Raw genomic sequence first — 13,816 nt, forward strand, 5'->3', positions numbered from 1 at the left:
CCTTCTTATTCGGCCACGTGAGGCGATTGTTTCGGGTGGTGTGCAGAGTCGTCATCAGCGGTGTCTTTGGATTTACGTTTAAGGAGGTTCAAAATCCGTTGTCCACCTTCCATCAGACCACCTGGCAGGAAGATCACGACACACATGAACAGCAGACCAAGTGTCAGATGCCAGCCTTCGCCGAAGAAGGGGTTAACAATATTGATGAAGAAATCTTCAATACCGTCAGGCAAGAAACTGAACCAGCCATGCAGCACGTTGTCATTGATCTTGGAAAAGATGTTCTCAAAGTACTTAATGAAACCAGCACCAAGTACCGGACCCATCAATGTACCCGCACCACCAAGGATGGTCATGATCACGACTTCTCCACTCGCAGTCCACTGCATACGCTCGGCTCCAGCAAGCGGATCCATTGAGGCGAGCAAGCCGCCAGCAAGACCAGCATACATACCTGAGATCACAAACGCGGCCAGTGTATAGGGACGCGAGTTAAGCCCTGTATAGTTCATACGCTGTTGGTTTGATTTCACAGCACGCAGCATCAGCCCAAAAGGTGACCGGAAAATGCGCAGGCTGAGGTAAAAGGCAAGGATGGCGATGATCGCGCAGAAATAATAGCCAACGTTAAAGTTAAACTCCCACCCCCCAATCGGCACAATGAGTGATTTGTTCATTGCCAGACCGAAAACATGGGTTGTCGTCAGCGCGCCTTCACCCATCAGGTACTGTGGATCATCAGTGTAAACCTGAAGTCCAGTTTCGCCATTGGTGATTGGTGTCAACACTGAATAGGCAAGGTTAAAGCTCATTTGCGCGAATGCCAGCGTTAGGATCGAGAAATAAATACCCGAGCGACGCAGAGAGATATACCCGATGAACAGCGCAAAGATGCCCGAAGTGATAACCGCAAGGACAAGCCCCGGCAGAACATTGTAGGACAGCAACTTGAACATCCAGACGGTCGAGTAAGAGCCGACACCCAGAAAGGCTGCGTGGCCAAACGAAAGGTAACCAGTCAGGCCGAAGAGGATGTTAAAACCAATGGCAAAGATACCAAAGATAGCGAAACGTTGCATCAAGTCTGGATAGCCAGCGTTGAACTGCGCCAGCGACGAGCCTTCCGGAAAGGGTTGAAGGATGATCGGCGTGCACAGAGTCAGCGCCACAACGACCAACAGGAACTTTGTGTCTTTATTTTCTAGACCTAGCATGAATTAATCCTCCATCACGCCTTTACGACCCATTAGCCCGCGTGGGCGTGTGAGTAGGATGAGAATGGCAACCAGATAAATGATGATCTGGTCGATACCAGGGAAAATGGCTTTGATTTGGTTCATCGAAGCAAAGCTTTCGAGAATACCCAGCATAAAGCCCGCGAGCACTGCGCCTGGAAGAGAACCCATGCCGCCAACAACAACGACGACGAAGCTCAGGACCAGAAAGTCCATGCCCATGTGATAGTTGGGCGAGTTGATGGGTGTGTACATAACACCGGCTAGTCCAGCCACTGCAGCGGCGATACCAAACATGATTGTGAAGCGTTTGTCGATGTTGATACCAAGCAGACCAACGGTTTCGCGATCAGCCATGCCCGCGCGAACGACCATACCGAAGGTGGTGAATTGCAGGAAGGCAAAGACGCCACCAATGATCAAGACGGAGAAGAAGAAGTAGACCAACCGCCAGTAGGGGTAAATGATCACGTTTGGGTCAAACCCAAGCATTGACCCAAAGTCGAATGATCCGCGAAACGCGTCGGGGGCGGGGGTTGGGATCGGGTTGGCGCCATAAAAATGCTTGATGACTTCCTGCAGCACAATGGCAAGACCAAAGGTTACAAGAATCTGATCAGCGTGTGGGCGCTTGTAGAAATGCTTGATCAGGCCACGTTCCATGATAAAGCCGATGCTGATCATGATCGGAATGGCAAACAAAATGCCAAGAGGAACCGACCAGTCGATCAGGGCGGCGCCGATCTCTGGCCCAAACCAGGATTCGACATAGGGTGTTTCGATCTTGGCCGGGTTGCCAAGGAAATCGGTTTTTGTCGGATCAAGTGTCGTCGAGCTCAGGCTCAGGATCTTTTGCAGTGTCACTGCACAGAACGCACCAATCATAAACAAGGCCCCGTGGGCAAAGTTCACAACACCTAGCGTGCCGAAGATGAGAGTAAGGCCCAACGCGATCAGCGCGTATGCACTGCCTTTGTCCAGACCATTGAGAATTTGTAGAAGGAGCGCGTCCATCGTATGCCACCCAGTTCTTTTGGTTGCCTGATCCTTTGGATCAACGTTGCAATGAAAGGCCCGCGGAAGGGCCTGTCAGCAAGATCCGGCCGCGCAAAACGCGCGACCGGCGATTTTTTAGGCTTATGCGCCTGGGTTACATTCACCCAGGTTGCCACCCGCAAACATTGGGTGATCTGCTGGATATGTAACCTGAGCTGCCGGAGTAACTTCAACAACTTCGAGAAGGTCGAATTCGTTTTCCGGGTTCTCTTTACCCTGCACCACAAGCACGTCTTTGAAGCACTGGTGGTCATCTGCACGATAAAGAGTTGGACCGTTGCCAAGACCGTCGAACTCGTAGCCTTCGAGAGCTTCGCCAACCGCACATGGGTTGAACGATCCGGCGCGCGTAACTGCGTCTGCATAAAGCAGGGTCTGACAGTATACTGTGTGCGCGGCCTGTGATGGCGGGAAGCCATATTTCTGACCAAACGAGCGAACGAAAGCTTTGGAGCCTTCATCCTGAAGTGACCAGTGCCAGTTCGTCGAGCCAAGAATGCCCTTAACGTTTTCACCAGCACCACGAGCCATCAGGCGTGAATAGAGCGGAACGACGATTTCGAAGTTCTTGCCGTTCACTTGCTTGTCACGCAGGCCAAACTGAACCGCGTTGGTCAGCGAGTTCACCATGTTACCGCCATAGTGGTTCAGCACCAATACGTCAGCGCCGGAGTTCAGAACCGGTGCGATGTAGGACGAGAAGTCCGTTGCTGCAAGCGGTGTGCGCACTTTGTCTACGGTTGACCAGCCGAGTGCCTCGGTCGCGGCAGCGATCGATTCTTCCTGTGTCCAACCCCAAGTGTAATCTGCAGTCAGGTGGTATGCTGTCCGGTCGGTGCCGTAACGAGCTGCAAGCACTGGTGCGAGCGCTGCACCAGACATATAGCCGTTGAAGAAGTGTCGGAAACCGTTGGCTTTTTTATCTTTGCCCGTTGTGTCGTTAGAGTGGGTCAGGCCAGCCATAAAGATAACGCCTGCCTCTTGGCAGAGACCTTGGACAGCAATCGCAACGCCGGAGGATGAACCACCGGTGATCATGATTGCGCCATCTTTTTCGATCATCGAGCGGGCAGATGCACGCGCGGCGTCTGATTTGGTTTGGGTGTCGCCAGTTACGTACTCGACTTTTTTACCCAAAATACCGGTGCCATCGAGCACTTGAGACGAGAACGTCGGCATCATGCCGCCGTCACCACCACCATTCAGGTGCTCAACTGCAAGCTCGTAAGCGCGCAATTCGTCTGCACCTTCGTCTGCGTAGGGGCCGGATTGTGGAACGTTAAAACCAAGCGTGACGCTGCCGCCAGTTGGTTCGTTAGTGAAAGCATGTGCTGACGACGCCGTAAAGATTGTTGGCATAGCAAGACCAGCGCCAGCGATGGCCCCGGTTTTCAACAAGCCGCGACGTGTCGGTTTCGAATAGGACATATAAATTTCTCCCGTTGATACAGTGCACCAATGCCTCCTCTGCACTGGTGCGGGCCTTTTACAGGCTGGGTGCAGTATCGCTCAGGGTATGAAAATTTCGCAACAACTGCTTTTATCGAAACAATAATTTTGTAAAGATATAGACAGCGTGATAGAAGATTTTGTAAATTTCTTAACTCGCAGATGCAGAAACCTATTGTTTTAAACGGAGATTTCCATGTCGAACCGTACATTGACGGGTAGCCGGATCAGGGGCAGGCGTCTGGATTTGGGTTTGAAGCAGTCGGAATTGGCCAATGAAGTTGGGATTTCGCCGTCCTATCTTAATTTGATTGAACACAACCGCCGCAGAATCGCAGGTAAATTGCTGGTGGATTTGGCGAGGGTGTTGAAAGTCGACGTGTCGAGCTTATCTGAGGGGGCTGAAGCTACGATGATGGTTGATCTACGAGACGCGGCCTCGGATCAATCTACCCCACCTGTTGAACTTGATCGGGTTGAAGAGTTTGCCGGCAGATTCCCCGGGTGGGCCACATTATTGGTTGCAGGCCATCGCAGAGTCAAAGAGCTAGAGAGAACGGTTGAAACATTATCTGACCGTTTAACACACGATCCATTCTTATCGGCTTCTTTGCACGAGGTGCTTTCCACCGTAACGGCAATTCGGTCTACATCCTCTATTCTTGCAGAGCCGGGTGAAATTGAACCGAGCTGGCAAAGACGTTTTCAGACGAATATTCACGAAGACGCATTGCGTTTGGCAGAAAGTGTGGAAGGTTTGGTAACCTACCTTGATGCAGCCGGCGATGCAGAACGCGAACTGACCTCGCCACAGGAGGAACTGGAAGTCTGGCTGGAAGGTCGCGATTATCATGTTGCAGAACTAGAAGGCGCAAAGACGCAGTCACCCGAGCAATTGATAGAAGACGACGTTAAGCTAACGCTCTCCGCACGCGCGTTGATACTAGCATATTTGCAAACCTATCGCGCAGACGCGGACGCCCTGCCTCTCGCGTCGTTTCAGGCCGCAGCTGCAGAGATGCATTACGATCCGGCCCGGCTCGCAACGTATTTCGGTGTTGGGCTTGATATTGTCTTTCGGAGATTGGCGACCCTTCCGTCCAAAGCGGAGCACCTCAGGATTGGGCGTGTTGCCTGCGACGCATCGGGAACATTGACCTTTCGTAAACCCACTACCGGGTTTGATGTGCCTCGGTTTGGGGCTGTATGCGCGCTTTGGCCTCTTTATGGGGCATTGGCGCAACCGATGGCGCCAATACGTACGATTGTTGAACAAGTTGGCCGCAACCCGCGTCAGTTTTTGACCTACGCATTGTCGCAACCACGCTACCCGGACGGGTTTGACGGGGTCGCCGTCTACGAAGTGCAAATGCTTGTCCTGCCAATCGATTTGTTGGCGGAGACCGGCATCAACACAGTTCGGTCTGTTGGAACAAGCTGCCGGATTTGCCCAAAAATAGAGTGTGTCGCACGACGAGAACCATCAATTTTATCGGATGGGTTTTGACTTAAGGTAATTTCTTGCTGATAGTTGGCGGGCAGCCGTTTAGGGAAGGCGGTCAAAAGGGGGGAGCAGATGGGCAAGACAGTCCTTCTGATAGAGGATGAACCAAATATTATTGAGGCCGTAAGGTTTATCCTGTCGCGGGACGGCTGGCGTGTTGAAACCCATTCTGACGGTGCAACGGCAATGTCTGCGATTCAAAAGATAAAACCAGACGTTGTTATTCTTGACGTGATGCTTCCTAACAGGAGTGGCTTTGACATATTGCAGGAGTTGCGTTCAGCAGAAGAAACCGAGGCCTTGCCTGTCCTGATGCTCACAGCCCGAGGTCAAACCAAAGATCGTGAACTGGCAGAACATTATGGCGCAAGCAGATTTATGACAAAACCCTTTGCGAACTCCGACGTTCTTAATTGTGTTCGCGAGCTTGCAGGACCATGAGTGATCGGCGACAGCCGCTGTTTTTGGCAAACCAAAGCTATCGGCGCAGGCGCGTAATGGATGCAGCGCATCTGTTACCTTTGCTGGGGGTTTTGCTTGTAATTCTGCCGTTACTCCGGAACTCAGAAGCCGAGCCAGCATCGACGTCATCGGCCATTTTGTATTTGTTTGGGGTCTGGTTTGGGCTTGTGCTGCTTTCAGCAATGTTTTCGCGCCTTTTAAAGGAGCAGAATCTTTTAAAAGAACAAAAGGAACTGGACCAGGAACAAGGGGACGCGCCCTGATGGTCGGCTTCAATATGCTGATTGTTGTTTGCCTCGCTTACGTGGTGCTTTTGTTTGTAATTGCATTTTTCGCGGACAGGCGCGCGGCCCTCGGCAAACTTGGGTGGCTACAATCACCAATCGTCTACACGCTCAGCTTGTCGATTTACTGCACAGCATGGACGTTCTATGGCGCTGTCGGAAATGCAGCTCGATCCGGGCTTGAGTTTGTAACGATCTATCTCGGTCCCACGTTGGTCATGGTCGGTTGGTTGTGGATTGTACGAAAACTCGTTCGCATCGGAAAAACGCAGCGCATCACCTCAATCGCTGACCTGATTTCATCACGCTATGGAAAATCGAATTTGCTGGGTGTGCTCGTAACCTTGCTCGCAGTTGTTGGCACGACACCGTACATCGCGCTTCAGCTTCAGTCTGTGACATTATCATTCGCCGTGTTCGCTGATCGTGCACCGGAAAGAGTTTCGTCAGGTTGGGATTTGCCAGACCTTAATGCGACGGCGCTCTGGGTCGCGGCGGGTTTGGCGCTTTTTACTGTTCTGTTTGGCACGCGTAACCTAGACGCAAACGAACGGCATCATGGGGTGGTTACTGCCATCGCCTTTGAAGCGATTGTAAAACTGGTAGCACTTCTAGCAGTTGGCATCTTTGTCGTCTGGGGCGTTGCGAGTGGGCCATCAGATATTTTGGCGCGTATCGACGCATCCCCGATAGCAAACTGGGAACTTCGCCCCGGGCGTTGGGCCGGGCTAATCTTTCTCTCGGCGGCCGCATTTTTATGTTTGCCCCGAATGTTTCAGGTGATGGTGGTCGAAAATACCGACGAGAGAAATGTTCTGACAGCCAGTTGGGCCTTTCCACTCTATCTGCTTTTGATGAGCCTGTTTGTTGTGCCGATCGCGGTGGTTGGTCTCGACCTGATGCCTGCAGGTTCAAACCCGGACTTGTTTGTTTTGACCCTTCCTTTGTCACAGGGGCAGGATGGGCTGGCGCTGCTTAGCTTTCTGGGTGGATTTTCATCGGCAACATCTATGGTCATCGTGGCGGCGATCGCGCTTTCCACAATGGTGTCAAACCACATAGTGATGCCAATATGGCTGGCGGCAACAACGACAGGGGCGACTGTATCTGGTGACGTGCGCCAGGTCGTCCTGATGGCGCGGCGTATATCAATCGGGGCAGTACTGGCGCTGGGCTACGCATATTTTCGCTACTCTGGCGGTGGCACTGCGCTTGCGGCCATTGGCCTGATCTCATTCACGGGCGTTGTTCAGGTATTACCTGCGATGCTTGGTGGTATTTTCTGGCGAAGGGCAACACGTGTCGGTGCCGCAGGCGGGCTTATCGTTGGATTTATCGTTTGGGGTTACACACTCTTCTTACCGTCGATTGGCGGGGCTAATATTTTGCCCGAAACCGTCATGCTATCCGGACCATGGGGGCTTGGCTGGTTGCGACCGCAGGCCTTGTTCGGGATCGCTGGACTGGATCCGGTTGTTCATGCATTGATCTGGAGCATGGTTTTGAACACCCTGGTCTTTTGCCTCGGGTCGTTGCTAAGTTTTCCGACACCTCTTGAACGGCTTCAGGGTGTTCAGTTCGTGAATATCTTTGAGCACAGCACCGGCCCACGTGGTTGGACAAAAAGTGGTGTGGAATCCGAAGATCTGCTGGTGATGTCGCAGCGCATCCTTGGGCCAGAGCAGGCCCAACGGCTTTTCCAGCATGAAGCGCAAGCACAGGGTAAGGTCGGGTTTTTGCCTGATACATCCCCTGATTTTCTAGAGTTGCTGGAACGAGAACTGGCCGGATCTGTCGGGGCTGCGACGGCCCATGCGATGATTGGCCAGATAACGGGCAGTGCGCGTGTCTCTGTTGAGGATCTGCTTGCCGTGGCCGATGAGACTGCTCAGATACTAGAATATTCCAGTCAGCTTGAAGCGAAGTCGGCAGAGCTTGGCCGCACTGCGCGCCAGCTTAGGGAAGCAAATGAGAAGCTAACGGAATTGTCGGTTCAAAAAGACGCCTTCCTTAGCCAGATCAGCCATGAATTGCGAACGCCTATGACATCTATTCGCGCGTTCTCTGAAATTTTACGCGACATGGAAGGAATGACCCCTGTCGATCAACGCCGATACTCTTCCATCATTCATGATGAAACGATACGCCTGACGCGCCTGCTGGACGACCTTCTTGACCTCAGTGTTCTGGAGAACGGTCAAGTGGTGTTGAACGAGGCACCGGTTAGATTGCGTGACGTGATAGAACGTGCTGTTTCAGCCTCTTCGCAGGCGCAAACGACCCAAATTCTGAAGGTTCGACGCGACACAGCGTCTGAGATGGTGACGCTTGTTACGGATAGTGACCGTTTGAGTCAGGTCTTTATTAATCTGATTGCGAATGCGCGAAAATATTGCGCTGCGCCGGATCCGCAGCTGACCATAAAAGTGCGTAAGTATGAATCTCGCGTCGAAGTGGACTTTGTGGACAATGGTCAGGGTATTCCAACCAAAAGCCAATCATTGATTTTTGAGAAATTCTCGCGCCTTTCAGATCATGCGGCGGCGGGTGGTGCTGGACTGGGGTTGGCAATTTGTCGCGAAATCATGACCAATCTGGGTGGTACAATCGCTTATCTTCCGGGGCAGGGTGGTGCGGCCTTCCGTGTTTCTTTGAACTTAAAACAAGTGGTCTAAATCACAATCGTGATTTCGGCTTTCAGAAGTAACACTTTCTAAATCAATGCGCAGCATGGTCGAGGCGTGGTTAACCGGGTTTCGACCAATTCAGAGGCGCCAATGCAATCTGTTTTGCAGAAAATTACAATTTCTGCGCAAAACACCCAGCAAAAGCCAGCGGTGATAGCTGCTTCACAGTTGTGCCACGCCTTTGCACTGGCGGCGCAAAATGGTTTTGACATGGCCTTGGCGGCAACGTTGCAAAGCGAAACTGAATTGATGCTCCCGCGTCTGCTAAACGAACTGCCTGAAGCTGCGTTGCTTGTAACGCTTGACGCGCCAGACTGTGCAAAGGGTTGCATGGCGATTGATCCGCAGGTTCTTGCAGGATTGATCGAGGTGCAAACTCTGGGTCAAGTCAGCACCCAGGCTGCGGTGCCGCGGCTTGCAACACACACCGACGCGTTGATGTGTGAAAGTTTCGTAAACAAGGTTTTTGAAACGGCAGACGAACTTTTACACCCGTTGCAAAGGGGGGAATGGTTCTTTGGGTATCGGTTCGGCACCCGTATCGAAGAAGTCCGTAAGTTAGGCCTAGCTCTAAAAAATGTATCCTACCGCTTCTACCAACTAGAGATTGATATGGCGCTGGGTGCGAAACGGGGTCAGATTTTAATAGCGCTTCCGTCCCAGTTTGAGAAAACCGTCGGGAACGACAGTGAAACCAAAGTGCGCCACTGGCATCAGACGCTTTCTGCATCGGTTATGACGAGCGAAGCACAGATTGACGCGATCCTGCATCGCTACATGGCACCGCTGTTCTCTGTCCAAGCTCTAAAAGTTGGGGACATTCTGACACTTCCGGCCAGCGCGCTTTCCTCCGTTTCGCTCGAAACCAATACCGGAATCGAGCTGGCAAATGCCAAGCTGGGTCAGTTGCATGGGTGTCGTGCGGTTCGTCTGTTAAGCGTCGAGGGTAAGGGCGCGGTTGCGCCACATCTGGCCAGCATCAGCGGATCACCGGCCCCACAGGTCCGTGAAGCGAATGAAGATAACTCTGAAACGAGCGATGGCTTAGAGGAAAACCAGCAAGAAGATGGTTCAGCACTGCCATTGAAAGTGATGAGTGAGAAACCTTGATCGATGTCATATCTGACGAGAGAGGTTGTTTGACTCTTAACTCAATCTTTTGCAATCGCGGCCAGATGGGGACGAACGCCTTCGATCTGATATCCTGCTTCGGCCGCGGTTGCGATAATTTCATCGACAGGCTGCGTATCTGCCTTGGACAGGGCCCAAACAATTGTCGAACGTGTGCCTGAGGCGCAATAGGCAAGTACGGGGCCTTCTGACGTTTCTATTGCGGCGGCCTGCGCGGCAATAAGGTCTGGCGTCATTGTGCTGTGTGTAACGGGTAGTTCCACAAATTTCAGCCCGGCAGCTTTGGCTGCGGTGCGCATTTTTGTGGCGTGCAGGGTTGGTGGTATCTCTGCATCTGGTCTGTTGCAGATCAACGTCGTGAAACCGGCGTTTGCGATTTCCGCAACATCGCTGATTTCGATTTGGGGCGAAACCGCATAGTCGGGTGTGATTTGTCGAATATCCATAAATCGCGCAATACCATGAGTGGTGTAGCCATACCAGTGTGTCATGTTATTATTGACCTGCGTCAAAGAAGGGCTGGTGTACTCGCTCCATAGTGCTTCTGATCAAAGGAGAACACAGATGACAAAAATCGCCGAAAGAAAAGCTGCTCTCTTGGAACGTCTGCAGGAGTTAGATGAGCGAATCCACCATATTGAAGAAGAGCTGGATGAGCCCGTATCCAAGGATTGGGAAGACCGTTCAGTAGAGCGCGAAGAAGACGAAGTGCTTGAAACTATGGGCGTTACAAGTCAGGCGGAAATCCGCATGATACAGGCTGCTTTGGAACGAATAGAAGCTGACGAGTATGGATTTTGCGTTAAATGCGGCGTCGAGATTTTGCCAGCACGCTTGGATGTGTTGCCATATACACCGTTCTGTAAAAATTGCGCTGTATAGTGTGAGTAGTGAATTAATTTTAGGAGGAAGCTATTATGTCATTTGAAAACCTGAAAGCTGCGGCGCTGTTGCTGATGGATGAAATTCAGAAGCGACCAGAGGATGCGCATGTTTTACAAGAGCAACTGCGCGAAAAAATCGCCGAGTTTAAAGCGATGGGACTACCCGTTCCTGAAGACTTAGCTGCCTTTGAACTGGCCCTTGAAGAAGAAGAAGCAGAGGAATTGTTTGATAACATGCCACTCTAAGCTCTTGGTGCGCTGCATTTTTTAAGGCCGTGCTTTGCAAATTTTTTAAAGTCGGCTTTGCGTTTTCACGCCGTGGTGCAATAGTGCGTTAAAATCCGGACAAAGATCGGGTATGCGCGCAGGGAGTTGAACCTTATGGGGCAAGAGGTAAAATTTAACGTCAATGACGGCGTTGCTGTTATTACAATCAATAATCCACCGGTTAATGCACTAAATGCCGCGGTTCGGCAGGGCCTCGTCACTGCATTTGACGATGCCGAAGCAAATGATGATGTCAAAGCCATCGTGATGTTTGCCGAGGGGCGTACCTTTCCGGCAGGCGCGGATATAACCGAATTTGGCAAGCCAACGGTGGATCCGTGGTTGCCGGATGTGTGCAACCGCGTTGAAGCGACATGCAAACCTGTCGTTGCTGCCGTGCACGGCACGGTTCTTGGTGGTGGCTTTGAGCTTGCTCTTGCTGCGCACTATCGCATCGCAGACCCAATGACGACATTTGGTTTGCCCGAAGTCACGCTTGGCATTTTGCCGGGTGCGGGTGGTACGCAGCGCGTTCCCCGAATATGCGGGGCAGAGGCGGCGCTTGATCTGATGATTGCCAAGGCACCGATATCGGCTGCAAAAGCCGTCGACTTAGGGCTGATAGACGGGGTTTCACGCGCACATGTCAGGGATGCGGCGCTCGACTTTGCACACGAACTTATTGGCAAACCCAACGCGCTGCGACCCACGCGTGAACGCACCGAAGGATTAAGCGATCCAGTTGGGTATGCCAGAGCGGTTGCGGCAAAGCGGCAGGCATTGGCAGGCAACCCGCTCTTTGCGCCGGCAAAGATTGTTGATTGCGTTGAGGCTGCGATGTTGTTGCCCTTTGAGGGTGGGCTGGCCTTTGAGCAGGCAGCGTTTGAGGATTGTTTGCGCTCAGATCAATCCGCAGCCTTACGGCATGTTTTCTTTGCGGAGCGCAAAGCTGCAAAAGCGCCCGAAGTGGCGCGTGCAAAACCAAGGCCCGTTGAGATCGTAGGGATTGTCGGCGGCGGCACCATGGGGTCAGGCATTGCTGCATCTTTTCTTGATGCGGGGTTTGGTGTTGTTCTTGTTGACCGGGATCAGCCCATGTTGGATACGGCACTAGCCCGGATTGAATCTGTTTTCGATAAAGCTGTTCGAAAAGGGAGCATAACCGCACAGATGCTTGATGAAAGAATGGCGCGTCTTACTGGCGATATTCACTATTTCGCTGTGAGCGAGGCAGATCTCGTTATCGAATGCGTGATTGAAGATATGTCTGTAAAGGAACAGGTTTTCGCGACTTTGGACGCGGTTATCAAACCGGGTGCGATACTCGCGACGAACACGTCCTATCTTGATATCAATACGCTTGCTGCGGGTGTTGCACACCCAGAGAACGTTTTAGGGCTACATTTCTTTTCGCCGGCTCATGTTATGCGCCTTGTCGAAGTCGTGGTTGGAGAGGCAACGGAGGCTGACGTTGTCGCCACGGGTTTTACGCTCGCCAAGAAACTTGGAAAGATCCCGGTGCGTTCCGGGGTTGCCGATGGGTTCATCGGCAATTCCATTTTGGCTGCGTATAGAACCGCCGCAGACTTTATGTTGGAAGACGGGGCGAGCCCTTATCAGGTTGACGCCACAATGCGCGCCTTTGGCTTTCCGATGGGCCCGTATCAGGTGCTTGATCTGGCGGGGCTTGATATATCGTGGGCCCGTCGCAAAAGATTAAAATCCACGCGAGATCCTGAAATGCGATACATCGCGATTGGTGACAAGATGTGTCAGAAGGGCTGGCTCGGCCAAAAGGCCGGGCGTGGATACTATACCTATGCAGATGGTAGCCGTTTGGGTGTCGAAGATCCCGAAGTTCTGGGGCTTATCGCCGCCGAGCGAGAGAGAAAGGGCATAACCCCGCGCGCGTTCGGGCCCGAAGAAATTCTATACAGATGTCTCTCTGCAATGGTGAATGAAGGTGCAAACCTAGTGCTGAACAAGATCGCGCAGCGGCCCTCGGACATTGATGTTGCGATGATACATGGCTACGGCTTTCCGCGCTGGCGGGGTGGTCCGATGAAAGCGGCAGAACTTTCGGGCCTGTTGTCGTTGCGCAACCAACTTCGGGAATTCGCCAAGGAAGACAAGTTTTGGACACCCTCTCCTTTGTTTGACGAGGTCATAAAGGCTGGACATGGCTTTGACACACTCAACGCGGTGTAGCTGTTGCGAACTCATTTTCGCATTTCGGGCTTTCAGAGCAGGTCTGCTGACACTTAAGAAAGCATAATTCCAACGACGACTATGGCCAGGCCAATCAGAGAGAGCAGGAGCGCGATCATATTCAGAACAACGACTTTTTGAAGTCGCCTGCGCATCTCGTCGTCATCAAGACTGTTCCGTTTTGCAGAAGCCGCAATGACGATGCACCAAATAAGCCCCGCAAGTCCGACAAGCGAAACAGCAGCACCGAGCCAGATCATGTTTGCCATTGGCTTAACCTCTTTGTTTGCCTGACCTTCGGGTAAAGGATGTGCGATAGGCGCGCAAGGGTCTTGCAGCCTGTTGCCAGCCCGGCTACTCAGGGGCTCATTCGAAATATGGGGCCATCGCATGAACGACATTACCTCTGACAGTAGCTACCGCGTAACTGCGGATGAACTGCGCCAGTTTATTGAACGTATTGAACGGCTTGATGCCGAAAAGAAAGACCTTGCTGAACAGCAAAAAGAGGTGATGGCCGAGGCAAAAGGCCGGGGTTATGACACCAAAGTCATGCGCAAAGTGATAGCGCTTCGCAAAAGAGATGCGAATGACATTGCCGAAGAAGAAGCCGTGCTTGAAATGTATAAAGAAGCGTTGGGAATGTAGG

The 13,816-nt window shown here is 52.1% G+C and carries 13 protein-coding genes; 8 read left to right on the top strand and 5 right to left on the bottom strand.

The window, feature by feature from the left end; all coding sequences use genetic code 11:
- Nucleotides 1–5: 5 nt before the first annotated feature.
- From MWU63_RS06495 to MWU63_RS06505, 3 genes are all read right to left on the bottom strand, one after another.
- On the bottom strand, nucleotides 6–1,214 hold the full coding sequence (locus tag MWU63_RS06495) for a branched-chain amino acid ABC transporter permease (protein ID WP_213888637.1): 1,209 nt from the start codon (nucleotides 1,212–1,214) through the stop codon (nucleotides 6–8).
- A gap of 3 nt (nucleotides 1,215–1,217) precedes the next feature.
- Nucleotides 1,218–2,249, bottom strand: coding sequence for a branched-chain amino acid ABC transporter permease (locus MWU63_RS06500; RefSeq protein WP_213888636.1), 1,032 nt, complete (start codon nucleotides 2,247–2,249; stop codon nucleotides 1,218–1,220).
- A 123-nt stretch (nucleotides 2,250–2,372) separates the two neighbouring features.
- Nucleotides 2,373–3,719, bottom strand: coding sequence for a substrate-binding protein (locus MWU63_RS06505; protein ID WP_213888635.1), 1,347 nt, complete (start codon nucleotides 3,717–3,719; stop codon nucleotides 2,373–2,375).
- Between the two features lie 217 nt (nucleotides 3,720–3,936).
- Here MWU63_RS06505 and MWU63_RS06510 point away from each other — a divergent pair, with 217 nt between their 5' ends.
- The 4 genes from MWU63_RS06510 to MWU63_RS06525 all read left to right on the top strand — a co-directional run bounded on the left by MWU63_RS06510 (nucleotide 3,937) and on the right by MWU63_RS06525 (nucleotide 9,787).
- Nucleotides 3,937–5,247, top strand: coding sequence for a helix-turn-helix transcriptional regulator (locus tag MWU63_RS06510; RefSeq protein WP_247077305.1), 1,311 nt, complete (start codon nucleotides 3,937–3,939; stop codon nucleotides 5,245–5,247).
- A 69-nt stretch (nucleotides 5,248–5,316) separates the two neighbouring features.
- Nucleotides 5,317–5,685 carry a response regulator gene (locus MWU63_RS06515; RefSeq protein WP_213888633.1) on the top strand — a complete coding sequence of 123 codons (369 nt, stop codon included), beginning with the start codon at nucleotides 5,317–5,319 and terminating at the stop codon, nucleotides 5,683–5,685.
- Between the two features lie 283 nt (nucleotides 5,686–5,968).
- Nucleotides 5,969–8,665, top strand: a complete 2,697-nt coding sequence (locus MWU63_RS06520; RefSeq protein ID WP_213888632.1) for an ATP-binding protein — start codon at nucleotides 5,969–5,971, stop codon at nucleotides 8,663–8,665.
- A gap of 102 nt (nucleotides 8,666–8,767) precedes the next feature.
- Nucleotides 8,768–9,787 (top strand): FliM/FliN family flagellar motor switch protein, encoded by a 1,020-nt coding sequence (locus tag MWU63_RS06525; protein ID WP_247077307.1) that lies wholly within the window; start codon nucleotides 8,768–8,770, stop codon nucleotides 9,785–9,787.
- A 41-nt stretch (nucleotides 9,788–9,828) separates the two neighbouring features.
- On the opposite strand, the gene MWU63_RS06530 is transcribed toward MWU63_RS06525, so the two are convergent.
- Entirely contained in the window at nucleotides 9,829–10,254 is a 426-nt protein-coding gene (locus MWU63_RS06530; protein ID WP_213888737.1) for a TIGR01244 family sulfur transferase, read from the bottom strand.
- Nucleotides 10,255–10,372: 118 nt separating this feature from the next.
- Between MWU63_RS06530 and MWU63_RS06535 the strand changes: the two genes are divergently transcribed.
- The 3 genes from MWU63_RS06535 (at nucleotide 10,373) to MWU63_RS06545 (ending at nucleotide 13,167) form a co-directional block, all read left to right on the top strand.
- On the top strand, nucleotides 10,373–10,690 hold the full coding sequence (locus MWU63_RS06535) for a TraR/DksA C4-type zinc finger protein (RefSeq protein WP_213888630.1): 318 nt from the start codon (nucleotides 10,373–10,375) through the stop codon (nucleotides 10,688–10,690).
- A 35-nt stretch (nucleotides 10,691–10,725) separates the two neighbouring features.
- Entirely contained in the window at nucleotides 10,726–10,938 is a 213-nt protein-coding gene (locus MWU63_RS06540) for a hypothetical protein (protein WP_213888629.1), read from the top strand.
- A gap of 135 nt (nucleotides 10,939–11,073) precedes the next feature.
- Nucleotides 11,074–13,167 (top strand): 3-hydroxyacyl-CoA dehydrogenase NAD-binding domain-containing protein, encoded by a 2,094-nt coding sequence (locus MWU63_RS06545; RefSeq protein ID WP_247077309.1) that lies wholly within the window; start codon nucleotides 11,074–11,076, stop codon nucleotides 13,165–13,167.
- A gap of 53 nt (nucleotides 13,168–13,220) precedes the next feature.
- On the opposite strand, the gene MWU63_RS06550 is transcribed toward MWU63_RS06545, so the two are convergent.
- A complete protein-coding gene (locus MWU63_RS06550; RefSeq protein WP_213888736.1) occupies nucleotides 13,221–13,436 on the bottom strand; it encodes a hypothetical protein in 216 nt (71 codons plus the stop codon).
- 121 nt (nucleotides 13,437–13,557) lie between these two features.
- On the opposite strand from MWU63_RS06550, the gene MWU63_RS06555 reads away from it, so the two are divergent.
- A complete protein-coding gene (locus MWU63_RS06555) occupies nucleotides 13,558–13,815 on the top strand; it encodes a DUF2312 domain-containing protein (protein WP_213888627.1) in 258 nt (85 codons plus the stop codon).
- Nucleotide 13,816: the final 1 nt, after the last annotated feature.

This window comes from Pseudohalocynthiibacter sp. F2068 (genome assembly GCF_023015645.1).
Taxonomy (GTDB): domain Bacteria; phylum Pseudomonadota; class Alphaproteobacteria; order Rhodobacterales; family Rhodobacteraceae; genus Pseudohalocynthiibacter; species Pseudohalocynthiibacter aestuariivivens.

Coding starts and splice junctions, on each gene's coding strand:
- MWU63_RS06495 (WP_213888637.1), bottom strand. CDS start 1,214: ATGCTAGGTCTAGAAAATAAAGACACAAAGTTCCTGTTGGTCGTTGTG.
- MWU63_RS06500 (WP_213888636.1), bottom strand. CDS start 2,249: ATGGACGCGCTCCTTCTACAAATTCTCAATGGTCTGGACAAAGGCAGT.
- MWU63_RS06505 (WP_213888635.1), bottom strand. CDS start 3,719: ATGTCCTATTCGAAACCGACACGTCGCGGCTTGTTGAAAACCGGGGCC.
- MWU63_RS06510 (WP_247077305.1), top strand. CDS start 3,937: ATGTCGAACCGTACATTGACGGGTAGCCGGATCAGGGGCAGGCGTCTG.
- MWU63_RS06515 (WP_213888633.1), top strand. CDS start 5,317: ATGGGCAAGACAGTCCTTCTGATAGAGGATGAACCAAATATTATTGAG.
- MWU63_RS06520 (WP_213888632.1), top strand. CDS start 5,969: ATGGTCGGCTTCAATATGCTGATTGTTGTTTGCCTCGCTTACGTGGTG.
- MWU63_RS06525 (WP_247077307.1), top strand. CDS start 8,768: ATGCAATCTGTTTTGCAGAAAATTACAATTTCTGCGCAAAACACCCAG.
- MWU63_RS06530 (WP_213888737.1), bottom strand. CDS start 10,254: ATGGATATTCGACAAATCACACCCGACTATGCGGTTTCGCCCCAAATC.
- MWU63_RS06535 (WP_213888630.1), top strand. CDS start 10,373: ATGACAAAAATCGCCGAAAGAAAAGCTGCTCTCTTGGAACGTCTGCAG.
- MWU63_RS06540 (WP_213888629.1), top strand. CDS start 10,726: ATGTCATTTGAAAACCTGAAAGCTGCGGCGCTGTTGCTGATGGATGAA.
- MWU63_RS06545 (WP_247077309.1), top strand. CDS start 11,074: ATGGGGCAAGAGGTAAAATTTAACGTCAATGACGGCGTTGCTGTTATT.
- MWU63_RS06550 (WP_213888736.1), bottom strand. CDS start 13,436: ATGGCAAACATGATCTGGCTCGGTGCTGCTGTTTCGCTTGTCGGACTT.
- MWU63_RS06555 (WP_213888627.1), top strand. CDS start 13,558: ATGAACGACATTACCTCTGACAGTAGCTACCGCGTAACTGCGGATGAA.